Source organism: Acidovorax sp. sif0632, assembly GCF_019218805.1.
Classification (GTDB): Bacteria; Pseudomonadota; Gammaproteobacteria; order Burkholderiales; family Burkholderiaceae_C; genus Acidovorax; species Acidovorax facilis.
In genome coordinates, this window is record NZ_JAHUWW010000003.1 from 310,849 (window position 1) to 327,848 (window position 17,000).

13 protein-coding genes and 1 pseudogene are annotated in these 17,000 nt (G+C 56.6%); 4 read left to right on the forward strand and 10 right to left on the reverse strand.

Features of this window, described 5'->3' with window-relative positions; genetic code table 11:
* Window position 1: 1 nt before the first annotated feature.
* Window positions 2-886, reverse strand: coding sequence for a hypothetical protein (locus tag KW832_RS11375; RefSeq protein WP_218299977.1), 885 nt, complete (start codon window positions 884-886; stop codon window positions 2-4).
* 54 nt (window positions 887-940) lie between these two features.
* Here KW832_RS11375 and KW832_RS25680 point away from each other — a divergent pair.
* A pseudogene (locus KW832_RS25680) lies at window positions 941-1,099 on the forward strand (integrase); the annotation flags it as partial.
* 437 nt (window positions 1,100-1,536) lie between these two features.
* Here the strand turns inward: KW832_RS25680 and KW832_RS11380 are convergent.
* From KW832_RS11380 to KW832_RS11405, 6 genes are all read right to left on the reverse strand, one after another.
* Entirely contained in the window at window positions 1,537-4,575 is a 3,039-nt protein-coding gene (locus tag KW832_RS11380; RefSeq protein ID WP_218299978.1) for an EAL domain-containing protein, read from the reverse strand.
* Between the two features lie 532 nt (window positions 4,576-5,107).
* On the reverse strand, window positions 5,108-5,332 hold the full coding sequence (locus KW832_RS11385) for a hypothetical protein (RefSeq protein ID WP_228896126.1): 225 nt from the start codon (window positions 5,330-5,332) through the stop codon (window positions 5,108-5,110).
* Between the two features lie 279 nt (window positions 5,333-5,611).
* Entirely contained in the window at window positions 5,612-6,193 is a 582-nt protein-coding gene (locus KW832_RS11390; RefSeq protein WP_057228261.1) for a cysteine hydrolase family protein, read from the reverse strand.
* Between the two features lie 202 nt (window positions 6,194-6,395).
* Complete coding sequence (gene ligD / locus KW832_RS11395; protein WP_218299979.1) at window positions 6,396-8,936, reverse strand: DNA ligase D; 2,541 nt, start codon at window positions 8,934-8,936, stop codon at window positions 6,396-6,398.
* A 6-nt stretch (window positions 8,937-8,942) separates the two neighbouring features.
* Window positions 8,943-9,953, reverse strand: coding sequence for a Ku protein (locus KW832_RS11400; RefSeq protein ID WP_057228257.1), 1,011 nt, complete (start codon window positions 9,951-9,953; stop codon window positions 8,943-8,945).
* An 8-nt stretch (window positions 9,954-9,961) separates the two neighbouring features.
* Window positions 9,962-10,108, reverse strand: a complete 147-nt coding sequence (locus KW832_RS11405) for a hypothetical protein (RefSeq protein WP_158004173.1) — start codon at window positions 10,106-10,108, stop codon at window positions 9,962-9,964.
* A gap of 842 nt (window positions 10,109-10,950) precedes the next feature.
* Here KW832_RS11405 and KW832_RS11410 point away from each other — a divergent pair.
* The 3 genes from KW832_RS11410 to KW832_RS11420 all read left to right on the forward strand — a co-directional run bounded on the left by KW832_RS11410 (window position 10,951) and on the right by KW832_RS11420 (window position 13,598).
* Window positions 10,951-11,508, forward strand: a complete 558-nt coding sequence (locus KW832_RS11410) for a DUF1003 domain-containing protein (RefSeq protein ID WP_057228256.1) — start codon at window positions 10,951-10,953, stop codon at window positions 11,506-11,508.
* Window positions 11,509-11,685: 177 nt separating this feature from the next.
* A complete protein-coding gene (locus KW832_RS11415; RefSeq protein WP_057228254.1) occupies window positions 11,686-12,837 on the forward strand; it encodes a DUF3182 family protein in 1,152 nt (383 codons plus the stop codon).
* The gene (locus KW832_RS11420; RefSeq protein ID WP_057228252.1) at window positions 12,834-13,598 is read left to right on the forward strand and encodes a S9 family peptidase; all 765 of its coding nucleotides are present in this window, start codon (window positions 12,834-12,836) and stop codon (window positions 13,596-13,598) included. Before KW832_RS11415 ends, KW832_RS11420 begins: the two co-directional genes overlap by 4 nt.
* A gap of 108 nt (window positions 13,599-13,706) precedes the next feature.
* Here KW832_RS11420 and KW832_RS11425 read toward each other — a convergent pair whose 3' ends face one another.
* The 3 genes from KW832_RS11425 to KW832_RS11435 form a co-directional block, all read right to left on the reverse strand.
* Window positions 13,707-14,183, reverse strand: coding sequence for a CBS domain-containing protein (locus tag KW832_RS11425; RefSeq protein WP_218299980.1), 477 nt, complete (start codon window positions 14,181-14,183; stop codon window positions 13,707-13,709).
* 136 nt (window positions 14,184-14,319) lie between these two features.
* Window positions 14,320-15,075 (reverse strand): hypothetical protein, encoded by a 756-nt coding sequence (locus KW832_RS11430; RefSeq protein ID WP_057228247.1) that lies wholly within the window; start codon window positions 15,073-15,075, stop codon window positions 14,320-14,322.
* A gap of 1,258 nt (window positions 15,076-16,333) precedes the next feature.
* Window positions 16,334-16,648, reverse strand: coding sequence for a hypothetical protein (locus KW832_RS11435; RefSeq protein ID WP_140426269.1), 315 nt, complete (start codon window positions 16,646-16,648; stop codon window positions 16,334-16,336).
* Between the last annotated feature and the right edge of the window lie 352 nt (window positions 16,649-17,000).

The following is a 17,000-nucleotide window of genomic DNA, read 5'->3' on the forward strand; positions in this document are numbered from 1 at the left end:
CTCACTCGGGCCACCACAGCGGCCGATCCGGCGCCGCGCCTTCGGCCCGCAACGCGTCGGCAAGCCCATGCACGGGATCCTTGAGACTGCCGCGCATCAGGGCGATCCATGTATGCAGGGCCTCGTCCTCTGACCTGTCGCCTGCGATCACCTCCAGGCGGGACAACATGTCCAGGACACGGTGATAGTCTCCAAGCGCCTCCACAACGGCAAGGGCGCGCGGTAGCTGGGATGCCCGGGCTTCCCGACGCTCGGCGCGGGCCTCTTCGGCAGCGGCCGTGATACGGCGCGCAAGATCGGCTTCCTGCTGCGCCTTCGCCCGCATCGCGGCTTCCTCGGCCACAAGCTTCGAGCGAAGCGCCTCTGCCTCAGGAAATGCGATCAGAGCCTGGGTGATCTCGGGGAGGCGTTTCTCCATCTGCTCCCGGGTCCCCGACCACTGGCGGGCAATGGCGCTCCAGTCTCGCTCCAGCTTCAGCTTGTAGGCATCAAGGGCCCTGTACTCCGCAGGCTCATAGAGGACGCCCTTGCGCGGGGGCTTGATGATTTTTTCCGCCTGCTCGGCGAAGTTCAGGCAAATAGAGCCTCCCGCCCTGCGGATCTCGACCGTGTTACGGGAACCCTTGCCGCTGGCAACGATCTGGCAGCCTCCCGCGATGAGCCCACGGAGCAGCGCCTCGTGGAAACGAAGAATCCAGTCAATGTTGGCCGTCGTGGCGGTGACGCGCAGGCAGCCTTCGTCGGTGATGTACCGTCCCATCGACATATGGTGTCCGGTGATGCCACCGAAGAAAGGCCGTCCCAGACCCGCAGCACGTTCCCTGTCCCGCGCCCGCTTCTGTTCCTCGCGCTCGATGGACTGGAAGAAGCGGGCTGTTCTGGCCACCAGCGGATAGCAGTTGTCGAGTGAGGTTGGTATTTCGATGGGCGATACGGCGACGCCATGCGGCGCACCAAGGCTACGCTCATTTACCGCAGAACAAAGAACCTACGCGCAGTCCAGCTCCTCCTGGGCCACTCAAAGATCGAGTCAACTGTCCGTTATCTTGGCATTGAGGTCGACGATGCTCTTGAGCTATCCGAACAGACCGAGATTTGAGTTGACGGAGCACAAAATTCTCACCGGGGGCGGCTAAGCTGTGGGCCTTAGATCACCGGAAGCTGTGGGATCACGAAGGGCATCCCGGGCAGCAGATCCGAAGTTGATCGATTCCTTTTTTGGGAGCTATAGCCCTCAGAGTTTGTTTTTGCGAAACAGCGTTCGCTGCGGACGACAATAGTCATTCAGCTCATCCTGAAGAAACCGGCCCCACATCTTGGAGCTCAGTCGCGTAAGCGCAGGAGAACCCATCACGGTAGTCGCTAGCGCGTCTGGCCAATCCGTGCGCCCTCCGCTCGGACCTCGTGTACTTGGAACTCACACTATCACTCTACTTGCGGCAGGCTACTAAAGGTCAACGCTGGATCGGCATCAATGGTCCGTTTGATGTTGGCGCCAACATCTTGGAGCGTACGAGCAAGCCCAACCTGCCCCAGCTAAAGAGAATCTAATCGCGGTATGGCTCTGTTGCGGAAAGAGTCATGATGATTGAATGCCTCACGAATGTTCTCGCGCAGCAAATCATCGTCCCAGGGTTTAGTAAGGAACTTGTAGATGGATCCGCGATTGATCGCGTCCGCAATAGACTCAAGATCGGTGTACCCTGACAAGATGATCCGAATCGTTTCTGGATAAAGATCACGGACGCGGGACAAAAACTCCGTGCCGGACATTTCTGGCATCCGCTGATCCGACAAAATCACCTGCACATCGTGATCACCGAGGATTCTCAGGCCCTCTTTTGCACTCGAAGCGGCCAGGATTTCATATCCATCCCGCCGCAGTACGCGTCTTAGAGCTGAAAGAATGCCCGGCTCGTCATCGACCACCAGAATTCTTCGCACCGGAGCATCAGGCTCTCGCGGAACCGGAATACAAGCTCCGGTATGAAGCAGCTGTCCCATGTCCTGCATGGATAAGGGCTTGCTGAAGTAATACCCTTGTATCTCATCGCAGTGTTTGCGACGCAGGTAGTTCATCTGGGCTTCTGTCTCGACCCCTTCGGCAATCACTTTGAGCTTGAGATTGTGGGCCAGATCAATGATGGCAATACAAATTGCAGCAGCATCAGGGTCGTAAATAACATCTTTGACGAAGCTCTGATCGACCTTCAAATAGTCGATAGGCAGCTTCTTAAGGTAGGCCAACGAAGAATAGCCCGTACCAAAATCGTCAACCGCCACGCGAACACCGAATTCGCGCATTTTCCTCAGACACTGCACGCACGATGCCACGTCCTCCACGAACAGGCTTTCCGTGATTTCTATGTCCAGAATGCTTGCATTGAAGGCTTGGAGTTTCTTGCGAACAGCATCCGCGAAATCTGCTCGCCTCATCTGGACCGCCGACACGTTGACCGCGATTCGTGGGGGTACGAGCCCCAGGGCGCACCATTGCGCATGGTCGGCAAGAGCCCGTTCGATGACCCATTGCCCCACTTCACCGATCATGCCGGTTTCTTCCAAGATGGGAACGAACTGTGCTGGGGGTATCAGGCCGACTTCGGGATCTTGCCAGCGGATTAGCGCCTCCATGCCCGTAATCTTTCCATCATGCAACCCAACCTTCGGCTGATAGTGCAAGAGGAATTGATCGCTCTTCAGCGCCTTGTGCAGCTTGCTTTCGATGCTCAACTGATTGCGCACCCGAGTGTTCATCGAGGTGGCATAGAACTGGTATCGACCCTGGCTGGCGCTGGCCTCGCGGCAAGCGGCTTCTGCATTGGTGAGCAAGACATCCGCATCATGCCCATCCTCAGGAAACATCGCGATTCCTGCGCGCAAAGTCAGATACAGCTCTTTACCTTCGACGAGAAAAGGTTTGTCGATTTGCGGCTGTACTTTTTCACGCAAAAAATGTGCGACATCCGAAGGCGACCCGCAGTGTGTAAGAACACCCCCGAACTGGTCGGCACCGATTCTGGCTATTTGGTTTGTACGGCCAACAACCTCCGAAAGGCGCAAGGCCACGAGCTTGAGCAGTACATCGCCCACGTGCCTTCCTAGCGTGTCATTGACGTTCCTGAAGCGGTCTACGTTGAACCACAGCAACGCCATCTTCGAAGAACTCTCGGGGTTGTTCTGCGTCAACTGGCGTATGCGATCTTGAAGCAGACTCCTGTTGGGCAAACCGGTGAGTGCGTCGTAGTAGGCAAGATAGTTGAGCTCTTCCGCTTTCTCTAAATGATCCAGCGAAAACGCAATGTCGTTTGCCAGCTCCTCCAGCAAAAGAACTTCTTCGTCATCGAAAAAGTGTGTTTCTTCGGAATACAGCACCAATACCCCAATGGATTGCTGCGCGATGGAGAGCGGCAGAACGGCGAAACTTGCGAAGCCACGGTCGAGCGCCTGCTGTTTGAGCACAATCCGCTCATCTTTGGCGGTGTTCTGGACGAGGATTGTGAAACCTTTTCGGATGCTCTGCCCGACTATTCCGTACTCGCTCTCCTGCTCGACGCGCATTCCCATTGGGATGTGTTCGATATAGTCCTCCCCCGCCCCGGACCATGCCACAGCGGCTACGCGCTGCGAATCGTTATCCACAAGACCGATCCATGCGAGCTTGAAGCCTCCTGCATGGACAGCGATATTGCAGGCCTCCTGGAAAAGTTCTTCCCGATTCTGGGTTCGTACGATGAGTGAGTTGATTCCGCTGAGCACAGCGTAGACCCTATTGAGCCGCTGGACCTTAATTTCAGCGTTCTTGCGTTCAGTGATATCAACCACTGAGCCTGCCATGTAGGTGGCGCGTCCGTGTGCGTTCCAGACCGCCTGTCCCTTGGCGTGGGACCAGCGATAGCTACCATCCTTTGCCAAGGCTCTATATTCGACGTCATAGGGAACATGGTTCCTGATATGTGCGGAGAATGCAGCGAGGACTCGCACTCGGTCGGCGGGTTCTAGAAGCGCAAGCCATCCCTCTGCGGTGTTCTCGACATCTTCTTCGCTATAGCCCAAACGCATCTTCCACTGCGGCGAAATCTGGGCCAACCCCGTTTCGATGTCCCAGTCCCACACATCGCCCGTGGACGCTGCGAGTCTGAACCGCAACTCACTGTGACGCAATGCTTCCAGCGTTCTCCGCTGCTCAAGCGCTGACTGCGCATCCCCCAACGCGCGACGCACAGCTGGGGCCAACCTTGCAAGATCGTGCTTCAGGACGTAGTCGGTCGCACCGCTTTTGAGCGCATGGATGACGTGGTCCTCACCGAAGACCTCTGACACCAAAATGAAGGGTGTATCGGGACAAACATCCCTGGCGACTAGAAGGGCATCCAATCCACTAAATTGAGGCAACTTGAAATCCGAAACGATTAATTCGGGTAACTGGTCCTGCAGGGCAGAGCGCAAGCTCTTTTCGGAATCCACAACTCGGATCTCGGGATTCAGAGCCGCTCGCTGCAGAAGCTGCGCAACTAACTCGACGTCACTCGGGTTGTCCGAAACAGCCACAATGTTCAGGGATGCGATCTGCAACTGCCTCTCCTCGCTTCCGCAAGAGTGCGGGTGCGTCACGGTCAGTCTACGCAACGAGCCCTCGGATATCAAGAAATTCGGTCACCTTGCCCCGCTTCACATCTGAGCCCGGTCCTAACTGCCGGTTTCAAGTCAGGCACGCCCATCCCCAGTACAAGCGCAGGCTGCTCAGGCACTGGCGGCGGTGGTACCCAGCTGTTGCTCGGATAATCCGCAAAATCTTGCCCGCCCGCATTTGAGGACCACTTTTGCAGGCGCTTGATGGACATCCATGTGCAGTCCCTTGACGCCGTTAGGCAAGCCCAGTTCCTTACGAATCACCCGTACCAAAGCGGCTTCTCCTGGGTCTAGGTCAACGGTGAGGCGGTCGGTCGGTCGGTCGGTCGGTCGGTCGGTCAATTTTGTCTTCACCGACCTTTCAGGTGTGAAACTTAACCGCGTTCATCTGCGCAGGGCAGCAGCCCAGATTGCAGGGACACAATGTGCAAGAGCTGCGAGGGGCCCCTGAAAACTGCCACTGTCGCGCCCAATACTAGGGCTGCAGAGGTTCGTGCTCTCTAGCGAGCGCCTCACGTCCCTTTGGTGTTAGTGCTAGCACGCGCGCATGGTGTATGCCGGAGAGCGGGTGTGGCAGCAAAACGGACACCAGATCGGCAGCGCGCAACACCCGAAGCTTGTCAATGCTCTCCTCATCTTCAACGGTGATCGGCAACTGAGCTTGAGCGATCTCCCGCAGGTACTCGAAAGGCACAGGCATCTCCTCGAAAAACGTCTGGAAGCGAGAAATTTTTATGTAGTTGTCCGCAACGCTATGTAATAAATCGTTTACCCCACTCCACTCATGGACAAGCGAACTCTTGGGTCGAATGACGACTGCGGATTCGGAGACTCACGGGCTCCGAAGATGCCCCATGGCATCGTCCCTGCGATGGTTGCAATCTCGACAAAAAGCGTTGGACAGTAAATAGCGAGGGTATCGCTATCGCTGATAGTTTGCGGACCGTGCCTGGGGGGAGCCATGGAGCACGAAGCTCGACTATCTGGCTCTTCTTATAGAACACTTCAACACACGCGACATCTGGCGCAGGGCTGCGGCTTTCGAGGTGTCTTTCTCCGCAGCGGTGCAGTCGCTCGGCACCCAGACTTTGTACCCATGCATGTAGGCGTCCATCGCCGTCAGATGGACACACATGTCCGCAGCCAAGCCCACTACGATCAATTCGCGTGCCTTCAGCTGGTGTAAAAGATGGTCCAGCGGGGTTGAGTGAAATGCAGAATGGCGAGGCTTCAGGATTGTTAGGTCGCGCGGTTGGGGGGCAAGCAAGGTGGCAATCTCGCCACGAGCCCCGGCCAGAGCTTGGCAGGCCGTCACCAGCTGTTTGAAATCTGAATGCCAAATCCCGTAGTTGTCATTGGCATAGATGGCGGCAACACCTTTGGACGCCAAACGTTTTTTAAGCTGTGCTGTGGCCCTGGCAGCAGGTAACGCACGCTTGAGCAAGCTCTCCGCGCCCGGAAAGTGCATGGGGTTGATGAAATCCACCAATACTAGAACCGTCGGGCTTGCCTTCAGAGAGTGCTGGTGAGCCCTGTCAAGAATGGTGGTCCTGGAAGTCATAGCATGAACACCTGTGGGCCATCCGAGGTTTCAGTTGCCAGCCTTATCAGGAATGCGCCTGGCCATGGAGCTCTCCTGAAAGTAATCGGTCAGTCTGTTCTCATTGCTGTCGCCTGGTTGTAGGACGTATTCAGTCAGAGATGTCTCCTTCACCCGGCGGAGAATGGAGAAAGCTCCGTCCTTTCGGCGACCCCTATCTGCTTTAGGAGAGGCGACCGAGTGCCTTGATCGCCGCAGACAAAGAGACGGCAGCTCCGCCATAGTCTCGCCACGGTCCGTTACCGGTGCGCAGTCTGCGCCCGACAGATTGAACGTTCCAGTGCGCACCACCGGTGACCCTGCCTAGCTCTTCCCACGATACTGGCACCGACACCCCCATCCCAGGACGGGCTCGGGCTGTCCAGGCGCTGGCGGTGGTAGCGCCAAGTCCATTGCGCAGATAGTCCGCAAAAATCTTGCCCACGCGATTTTTCGGGCCACTCTTGGCTACGAACCGCTGCGGGATGGTGCGTGCCAGGTGTTGAACGACCTCATGGCTGAAGCCTTTGACGGTGTCCCAGTCGTGCAAGCGCTTGATGGGCACAATGATATGCAGACCTTTGCCGCCACTGGTCTTGAGAAACGCTGGCAAGCCTAATTCGGTGAGCATCACGCGTACCAAGGTGGCGGCCTCCTGCACATGTTCCCACAGCACTCCTTCTCCGGGATCCAGGTCAAAGGTAATGCGGTCGGGGCGGTCTATCTTGTCTTTGCGGGCATTCCAGGTGTGGAATTCCACCGTATTCATTTGCGCAGCTGAGAGCAAGCCCTCCAGGCTGCTCACCTCTAGCAAGGGCGGGTGAGACGGGTATAGCGCTTGCGCAAGCTCTCGCACGCCGCTCACCCCCTTTGCGCGCCCAACATCCCAATGTTTCTGGAAGAACAGGTCCCCGTCTATCCCATCGGGTGCGCGGACCAGTGAAGTTGGCCGTGCTTTGAGGTGGGGCATTAACAGCGGTGCCACGGTGGCGTAATAGCGCACTAGGTCCATCTTGGTGATGCCGGTGGACGGATCGATGATGCGGTCCGCATTGGACACGCGCACGCTGCCCACAGCCGAGTCGGCTGCTGGGGTGGTCTTGCTGAGTGGCTGGGGCTTTTCTTGCGGGATGAACTTGGGGGTTTTGTCGCTACGCAAGCCCCTGAACACCGCGTGGCGAATGCGACCCTCATGGGTCCACTCCGCAAAGGACACCTCTGCAAGAAGCCGGGGAGTGACCCAGTGCGCCTTCTTGTCGACCGCCCTGGCGTTCTCAAACGGGTTTTTCGATACCTTGATCCTCTGCAGTTTTGCATGCAAATCCGTCAGCAGTTGCTGACTGAAGCCCGTGCCCACGTTGCCCACATAGCGCAAGGTGCCATCATCGTCATGCACACCCAGCAACAATGAACCAAACCCGAAGCGGGAACCCTGGGGATCGGTGTATCCGCCAATCACAAACTCCTGACGATGGCTGCATTTGAGCTTGATCCAGTCCTTGGTGCGACGCGACACGTATGCACTGTCTTTTCGCTTGCCGATGACGCCTTCAAAACCCAGTTGGCAAGCCGAAGAGACTAAGTCCGAGGGCTGGACATCAAAAGCCTCGCTGAAGCGGATGTGGTCCGAGGAAGACGCACCAATAACCTTGCCAAGTTGCTCTCGGCGTTCCATGAGCGAAAGACTGCGCAGATCGTCGCCGTCCGCATAGGGCAAATCGAATACGTAGAAAACCAGCTTGTCCGTAGACTCGCCATCAAAAGCGTTTTGCAGCGCCTGAAAATCCGGGATGCCCTGTGCATCGGGCATCAATACCTCGCCATCGATCCATCCTGATTTCAGCGGCAGGCGGGCAACCGCCTGCGCAAGGTGCGGCGCCTTAGCAGTCCAGTCGTTGCCATTGCGGGTGTACAGGCGCGCCTTGCCATCCTCAACGCGCGCCATCAAACGGTAGCCGTCAAACTTCAGCTCCCAGATCCATTCTTCCGCATCTGCGGGAAGGCCCTCCACCAGTGTGGCGAGCTCGGGAGAGAGTTTGGTGGGGAGGGGCACTACGGGGGCTTTTTTCGAGGTCTTTGGTGGGGCGCTGGGCCGAGTTCGGACGGGTTTTCCTGTTGATCGTTTATCTTGCTGCGGCACTGTGTCGCCCTTCTTAGGCGGCAAGGGCGGCGGGATGGCTGCCACGCTGTCCGGCATTTCGTCTACTACGCTGAAAATCTGTGCAGAACGCTCCAGTCCGTCGCGCTCCTTAATGAGCAGCCAAGGGGGCTGGCGCTCGCCGCTACGGCCGTGCATGCGCACCAAAGTCCAGTGTCCCTGCAGCTTGTGTCCATGAAGCTTGAACTTGAGCTTGCCGTTGCGATAGCCCTCCGCGGGATCACCCTGAGGCTCCCAATAGCCTCGGTCCCAGATGATGACTCGGCCTGCACCGTACTGCTTGGGCGGTATCTCGCCTTCAAAGCTGTTGTACGAAATGGGATGGTCTTCCACCTGCACCGCCATACGTTTTTCTGCCGGGTCAAAGCTCGGTCCTTTCGGAACCGCCCAACTCTTCATCGTTCCCTCGATTTCCAGCCGCAGGTCATAGTGCAGGCGACTCGCCCAGTGCTTCTGAATGACGAACTGCAGCGCTTCAATACCAGGGGCCCCACCTTCTACAGGTTCTGGCGTGATGCTGAAGTTGCGTTTCTTCTTATACGCATCGAGAGCGTCCTTCATAGCCATGGTTCGTTATGCGGCGCGTCGGCCAGTTTTTTTGGAGGCGGGTTTTGTGGGCTTGGCGGACGGGGCGCTTTTATTTTTGGCAAGGGGCTTCTTGGCAGCAGCTTTCTTGGCGGGCGTGGACGGAAGCCGAGTCACGGATGCCTTGGCTTTGCCTGTCGACAGACTGCGCGATTTCTCCGGCGACTGGGAAGACTTTCCCGCCAGGCTACGTTTCAGGAGCGAAGTGAGATCCAACACCTCGGCGCCTGCAGATGCCGGCGGGCTGCTCTCCACCTTCGCAACATCGGCGATGTCTCCGGCTGAGGCCTTCTTCTCCACCAGCGCATTGATTTGGTCAGCAAAGGAGTTGCGGAAGCTGTCCGCATCCCATGCCTGTGTCATGTCATCGATAAGCTGCACGGCCATAGCCATTTCAGCATCTTTGATACCTGCGGTCTTGGGGTCCAAAGGTGGCAGATTCAATTGCTCGAATGATCGAATTTCGCCGCCCCAGCGAAGGAGATTTAATATGAGCGCCCGACCACAAGGTATGAGCACGGCGAGGTGCTGCTTGGACTGGATGACGACCTTGGCCACACCTACCTTGTTACTTTTGCGGAGCGCTTCGCGGAGCAAGGCGTAGACCTTCTCGCCCCGCTTGAGTGGAGCGGTGTAGTAAGGCCGCTCAAGATACACAAACGGAATCTCATCAGCGTCAAGAAACGCTTCGATTTCGATGGTCTGGGTGACTTTCGGAAAAGCAGCTGCGATCTCTTCGGGTGAAAGAACGACGTAGCGTCCTTCCTCGTACTCCACGCCCTTCACGATGTCGGTGCTGGCGATGTCCTTGCCAGTGATCTTGTTGATTCGCTTGTACCCTACTGGCTGCATAGAGCGTTTATCGAGCCAGTCAAAATCAACGCCCGAACTCGCGGTGGCCGAATACAACCCGACCGGGATATGTACGAGGCCAAAGCTGATAGCCCCTTTCCACATGGTGCGGGTAGATGTGGGTGCCTGGCCCCGGTCTTCTGCCATGACGCCGCTCACTGGGAAACAAGGTAATTGTTGACTGCGCCGCCCGAGGGCACGACTGCCACCACTGCCATCCAACAGTGGGGCCAGCCGCGCAGCTCGTAAGGCTCCCCCAATCTGATGAACGCGCCGTCGTGAATAGTTTTGTCGTAACTCATATATCAACTCCTTGAAAGGCACTTAGTCGAAATGCGTCTAGGGACTGGTGGAGGAAGAGACATTCAAGCGCATAAATGGGATCACCGAGCGTGCATGGCAATCAGTGCTTAGCGATACAACTAGACCGTGTGGCTTGCCCGTCCACCGTAGCGCTAAAAAATCATCCCAGCGGTTTCCACCGTGGCGGCTCGGGCTCTGGGTACGGAAACATTTCGCGCCGGGGACGCTGCAACGCTTCCCACTGCCGCATTCGCTTCAGTTGACGGGGTTTGAGAAGTACAGAACCGGAGCGATGGGTCTTCGACATATAGGCCTCCTCAACGCGTGGACCGAAATAACAATGCTGGCCGCCGTTGCGTTGTCACCTGATTTGCGGTGCGTTCAATGCGGCCCTCTGGGGTACTTTGCGTATGAGCCTCACACGCGTGCGTGAAGGCAAGAAAATTTTCGTATGTGAACGCAAGAACCCGGCGCTCGCAATTCTCACAAGAGGGTATTTGCGCTGCACTTTGCTTTCTCATTGGAGTGACCTCCACCATTGCCAGAACGTCACATCAGCGTAGGACATGCACCCAGCCTCCGGGAGCAGGAATCTTTCAATCGAGCGTGTAGGTCATCACCGATTCAAAGCTGGAGTGATCACATTGCTCCGGACTGTCGGGAGTACGGACATTGAGCCTTGTTGGCCACCCACGTTTGCCTACGACTTTCGCCTACATCGACCTCATTCCTGTCTATCGACGATGCAGTTCCCAACGATCTATAAGGGACATTCGGATCCCCTGGCGTTTGACTTCAAAAAACTGGTGGCTTCGGGTTGGCCAATTTTCAAGGAGATTCTGTGGACCACGTCAATGATCACATTGCGCAAGTCACTTATCGAAATATCGAGAACATCCTATGCGCCGAGGACGTTCGAAGGAACAACACTCAGCTTCTTTACCGGGCTGTGGCGAAGGTAACTCAGGCATGCGGCACGGTGGGCTTTCTGGCTCTAAACGCCTTCATTTTTATTGGTTGGATAGTGTTCAACGAGCTCATCGTTAAGTTCGATCCTTTTCCATACACCCTGCTGCTATTTGGAGTGTCGCTCGAAGCGATTTTTCTGTCAGTTTTGATTCTCATCAGTCAGAACATGGCAGCAGCGGAGAGTGAACGTAGACACCATTTGGACCTCCAGATGAATCTACTCTCAGAACGAGAAATTACGGCGCTCATGCGGCTTGTAGTGCATATGGCAGAGAAGAACGGTATCCCGGATGAAAAGACGGAGGAAGTGCGTGCTTTCGCCCACGAAACGGATCCTGCGGGTGTGCTCCATCAGATCGTCCGCGCTGAACACCGACATCGCCTGGTCGTCGCAGGGGAGACCGCCCAGCCCAGGGCCAAAAGTGGCTGATGGGCTCCGCTGAAGTTCGGCCCCTGGGCATATCCCGCGTCACTGGAGCGACTGGCCACGCACTCTTTGCTCGCTCGTCCTACACGAGGCGCTTCCCTCCAAAAATACGATGGCATCGTGAACTTTGAAGCCCAAAATGCCCCTTTCGCTTCTGACCTTTAATCGCGGAGATTTCTCATGTTTGAGAAAGCTGCTCGAAGCCACCTCCCGGTCGCTCGACAAGACATCCGGGGAACGCGGGAAGTCGTGATGCCCTTTACACGAGGGTTGGCAGGACATACGAGTCATCACGAAATTGCGACTCGGGCCGAAGTAGCTCGCCGGATAGCGCACATGAAAGGCTGCGGAGTGAGTGATGAACTTCCCCAGGCGCTGTGGCCCGCCCGTACCTATCTCATCCCAAGCGAAACAGTGGTGGGTCTGGAGCTGGCTAAGAGCATTGGACTTCATGGTGAGGACGATTTGTTCGGAGGTGTCGTACCTCACGCATTTATCGCCTCAAAGGCGATTACGCATCCATTGGTCTCACCCAACTCAAAACGCCCTGAAGGGTGGAATCCTCAATTTCACGAGTTGGTACGTGACGCAGTGCTACCGGGTTACACAGCGTTTTCTCGTTCTGACGCTACAGAGGCCGTGAGGGAGTTGTTGGCACTGGGCCCGGTTCGACTGAAGCCCGTCGCAGAGACAGGGGGTCATGGACAGGTAGTAGTGAAAGGCCTCAAAGAGTTGAATGCATGCCTGTCACAAACGCCGGTTCAAGCATTGCGAGGGCCTGGCCTAGTGCTTGAACACAACCTGTCAGCGGTCGAGACACTGAGTGTCGGGCAAGTTCGAGTTGCTGGCATATTGGCTAGCTACTACGGTAAGCAGCACCTCACCGAGAACAATGCAGGTGTAGTGACATATGGAGGGTCTGACTTAACGGTCGTGCGTGGGGATTTCGGTGATCTATTGAAAACCCTAGCACCGGGCGCGGAGCGCATCGCTGTGGAACAGGCGCTCACCTACGACGAGGCGGTGAGGGGTTGTTTTCCAGGATTTTTTTCTTCGCGTATCAACTACGACGTCGCGCAAGGCCCGAACGCCATGGGCCAGTGGTGCTCTGGTGTCCTTGAACAGTCTTGGCGCATGGGAGGCGCGACGGGCGCCGAGATCGCTGCGCTGGAGGCTTTTCATGAGGACCCAAGTCTCATGCTGGTTCACACAAAGTGTGTCGAAATATTTGGCCCTCTTGTGCCACTTCCAGACGGTGCCGTGAAGTATTTCCAGGGAGAGGATCCTGAAGCGGGATTTTTGACAAAGTATGCGCTGGTGGAAAACCGATGACTACACGACACAGGACCATAAAGATTCCCACAGGAGATCGAACCATTGCTGGAACGTTGGTCGCGCCCGACACAATCGTCCCCGGCGTTTTGCTGGTGCATGGATGGGACGGAAGCCAGGAGCAGTACTTGGCACGGGCTCACGCCATTGCCGCTCTGGGATGCATTTGTCTCACCATTGACTTGCGTGGCCATGCGAACGATCGGGTACAACGTGACATCGTGACCCGCGAGGACAATCTCAACGACATGTTGGCGGCGTACGACACTCTCGTAGGCCATCCCGCCGTCGACGAAGAGTCTGTTGTGTTGGTAGGAAGCAGCTACGGTGGCTACCTGGCCTCGATCCTCAGCGCTATTCGGCCCGTGCGCTGGATGGCCCTGCGCGCCCCCGCCTTATATAAGGACGATGAGTGGCTGACGTCGAAACAGCATCTTGATCGGCAGGAAATTGCCCGTTATCGGGCATTGGAACTTCCAGCCAATAGCAACAGAGCCCTTGCGGCAAGCGCCGCTTTCAAAGGGGATGTTCTGCTGGTGGAGTCGGAGCTCGATCACATCGTCCCCCACACAGTGATCGAGAATTATCTAGCAGCTTTCCTCAAGACCCGATCCATGACACACCGGATGATTCCTGAAGCCGACCATAGCCTTTCTAAGAAAGAATGGAGCAACGCTTACACAGAAATGCTGGTGAAGTGGATGTCGGAAATGCTCGGTCACGCGAGGGAAGGCTTGGCTTCTGGACCAACACTGCGGTAGTGCTATCTCGAGTTGGAGGCTGACAGTAAGAAACTCAGAGGATCACGCATTTCTGCCCCAACAAGGGAATCTCGATAGGGACTCACGATGCAGGGAGGGCAGACAAAGTCAATCCGTCTGCCCGCCTCCTGCAGCGCCGCTGGCCGCAGACAGACCACCGCGATACGGTTCTGACGGCTCGGAGATGGTTCGCAGCGCGTCCATGGTGTCTGTGTCCTCCTCACCCTTGGTGGCCAAGTCACCCAGCGATACCACGCCCACCAGTTGCTGATCCTTGTCTACCACCGGAAGCCGACGCACCTGCTGGCTGCGCATAGTCTCCAGCGCCGCCGCGACGGTGTCATCCTCCTTGCAATACAACAAGCCCTCGGACATGACCTCGCTAAGCGGTGCATGCACGAGCTCTTGTGCCACCCCCCGCACGACAATGTCGCGGTCGGTGACCATACCCACTAGGCGGGCTCCATTGCAGACAGGCAGGGCACCAACGTCCAACTCACGCATTGCTTGCGCGGCCGCCGTCACAGTTTCACTGGGAGCCATGGTGCGTATGCCTCGGGTCATAACATCAGATACGGTTTGCATGTTGCGTCCTTAAATCAGGTGTGAGGTAGAACGGCGAGAAGAGCTCCAGTCGGGTCTGTGAATGGGCCAGGCAGTAGCGAATTCTTCCGCCTGGCCCAACAGTCAGCATCAGCACGGGCTGAGTCAACCGCAACGATCAAGTCGCATCTTTGGACTTTTGGGTATTCCCCTGGGAGCCGCTGGCGCCGCTGCCGGGTGCAGTGTTAGAACCAGAGTTCTTCTGGTTCTGCTGCCCTTGCTGCTGACCCGACGATCCGGTGTTGCGGGTAGTCCGCCACTGGCTGAAGTCGTCTGAGAACTTCTGGTAACGCTCCTTGCGCCAAGTGTCGTAGTCATCGTCCAGCATGCGTAGCTGCTCATCTCGCCACTGCTGATAATCGGGATCACGGTAGCCTTGGCTCTGCTGCGCGGGCATTGAACCGCGGATGAAACCGTATGCGTTGCCGCCCTGTTCTCGGTCCCCATCACGATAGGACGAAGTGAAGCGACCTTGATCGCGAAAGCCCTGATTGTCAAACGGCGCACTCCACGCATGCGGTTGTTGGTCGGCGTCTTGGTTGTAGGCGGAGCGGCTTTGCGAGCCATACGAGCCGCCCCAGTCTCGGCTTCTTGGAGATGGATATCCCTGCGACTCGCTGCGGAAGTTCCCGCTATCACGGCTCATGCCATATTGGCCATAACCCTGCTGCCCGTAGCGCTCTTGACCCGAGCGTTCTTGGTCATAGCGGGCGCCGCGTGTCTCGAACTCCCGGCGATAACCGCCGGTACCGCTTCGTTGATCATCGCTGCTGTAGCCCTGGTGGTTGCTGCGCTCGCCGAGCCGCGTGTCATCGGCATCTCTGCCCATGCCGTGATGGGAAAAGTTGCTATCGTCGCTGTCTCTGTAGCCCATAGTTGACTCCTTGTGAAGTGGTTGAAAATTTGCACACGAACACCATGGGTGAGTCGTGTGAAGTTCATGTTCGGTGGGCGCAACAGAGCGTTTTGTAGGTCAGTTCCTATAGGCTTGTGAGCCCAGGGCGATGTGGTGTAAGAAGGAGCACTCGGTGTAGCAAGACGCAAAGACAATCTGCAAGTGAGCGATAAGACCGCCTTTAAAGGTTAGGGCGGAAACATTCCAGCCGATACCGGTTGGATGTGTGGAGGGGCCGCCGACGACGGCTGAAGAAAAGTCTTGCGTAAGTCGAGCTTGGCGACCTCGCAGAACATGGGCGTTGCGCGCCGTTCTGTGCTTCTCCCATCGCCGGGGCGCCCCCCCCCGAAAGTAGCTGATGCGCCATTCGTTCAATACGGAGATCCGCACCTAAACCCAACTCCCCCGCCATGCCAATCCGACGCGAGGGTGAGTGGTGCGGTCGTGTACGTACTGACTGAGACGCCGCAGGCTGATGAGGTGTTCGGCTCTCATTTCTCCAGCAGCGCTAGTAGCTCGACACGGCAAATCGATAGCCGGCCTCTCAGGCATACGCAACTGTCCGACAAGGCGAGCAGAGCTCGGATGACGCTTTAACCCTCGGAGTCTTTTAGCCTGAGGGTACCTAGCAATCGTGCTAGCGATCTACTTCATAGGAGCTATCAAATGTCTACCTTGAAATCCCTAAAAGCTGCGGCTGCTGTGCTTACATCCTTTTCCCTCATCAGCCTTGCAACCGCACAGAGCAATCCGCCGACTACTGCAAATCCAAACCCAGCCACTGGGGCAGGCCAGCAAAGCTCTCAGAGCACACCCATGGGAAGTACTGGTACTCAAGGAAACTCCAACACCGGGACTCCTGCATCTTCATCTGATATGGGCAGTTCCGGCTCAACGTCCAACTCTGCCAACCCTGCTGCGCCTGCACAGTCGAATGCAGGAGCATCGGCAAGTCGTCCTCCCCGTGCTGACCGAAACTGAGAATTCAAACGAATGTACAAGGGCGACGTCGCGAGCAAAATATCTGCAGCTTCGAGCCCTTTTCTGATTTCCCGGCAGAAGGAATTATTCTGGACTACGGCGCGTAACTGGCGATGCCTGCCGGAGAAACCATTTCCCGTCCACTTGTTGCGAACAGAGCACAGATGCAATTGGCACACAACATCAAAAGTCCATAACAGCGATCTCTGGGGACATTTGCTGGGTATACAAAATGCAGTCAGTTGTTGATGCAAACTCATCGGTCGTCGGCGAGGAGGATCCGGGTGCTGGTCTGGAATCCGTCCGGGGGTATATGCAACAGCAGCAAATGCAGCTGGGCGACCATGTCCAAATGGTGTGCAGAACGGGCGGTGAAGAGCTTTGTATAGAAATTCGTCCAAGTGAAAATAGCCCCTGTCCGACTTTCACGCATCTTCTTGAGCTCGTAGTCGGGCACCACAACTCCATCGCAGATGCCGTTTGGGATGTGTTTCAGGCAACAGGTCAACACCAGCTTGAAGTTGCAGTCTGCGAGAGAGTGGACGGGACACTCGCTGTAAAAATTGATCATCACTAACTCCAATACGTCGTGCATTGACTTCTGAACTCGTCGCATTGTGGTGAAGAGGGGTTCCAAGGACACGCTGCGCTTTGATCGAGGATGAAGAAAGCTCAGCTTGGGACTAGCCCGCCTACCCCCGGAACGGCACCGGCACAGCCAACTGCAAAAACCAGGTGCACTTGACCACGGAGTCCACTGCAACGTGACCACACGCGCCACATCTGCTTGACCGACCGGACCAGGGCCCCGTGCCAATCGGAGTTGCTCGGCGTAGGAGCTCCTCCTCCTCTGACAAACATCAGATCCCCACAAAGCTACCTTGCAGAACCGAAACGCGCTAGGTCGCATGCTGTTCGGACTG

What these genes read in the sequence shown, in the direction of transcription:
- KW832_RS11385 (WP_228896126.1), bottom strand. Translation starts at nt 5,332, where the DNA reads ATGCCTGTGCCTTTCGAGTACCTGCGGGAGATCGCTCAAGCTCAGTTG.
- KW832_RS11390 (WP_057228261.1), bottom strand. Translation starts at nt 6,193, where the DNA reads ATGACTTCCAGGACCACCATTCTTGACAGGGCTCACCAGCACTCTCTG.
- ligD (WP_218299979.1), bottom strand. Translation starts at nt 8,936, where the DNA reads ATGGCTATGAAGGACGCTCTCGATGCGTATAAGAAGAAACGCAACTTC.
- KW832_RS11400 (WP_057228257.1), bottom strand. Translation starts at nt 9,953, where the DNA reads ATGGCAGAAGACCGGGGCCAGGCACCCACATCTACCCGCACCATGTGG.
- KW832_RS11405 (WP_158004173.1), bottom strand. Translation starts at nt 10,108, where the DNA reads ATGAGTTACGACAAAACTATTCACGACGGCGCGTTCATCAGATTGGGG.
- KW832_RS11415 (WP_057228254.1), top strand. Translation starts at nt 11,686, where the DNA reads ATGTTTGAGAAAGCTGCTCGAAGCCACCTCCCGGTCGCTCGACAAGAC.
- KW832_RS11420 (WP_057228252.1), top strand. Translation starts at nt 12,834, where the DNA reads ATGACTACACGACACAGGACCATAAAGATTCCCACAGGAGATCGAACC.
- KW832_RS11425 (WP_218299980.1), bottom strand. Translation starts at nt 14,183, where the DNA reads ATGCAAACCGTATCTGATGTTATGACCCGAGGCATACGCACCATGGCT.
- KW832_RS11430 (WP_057228247.1), bottom strand. Translation starts at nt 15,075, where the DNA reads ATGGGCTACAGAGACAGCGACGATAGCAACTTTTCCCATCACGGCATG.
- KW832_RS11435 (WP_140426269.1), bottom strand. Translation starts at nt 16,648, where the DNA reads ATGATCAATTTTTACAGCGAGTGTCCCGTCCACTCTCTCGCAGACTGC.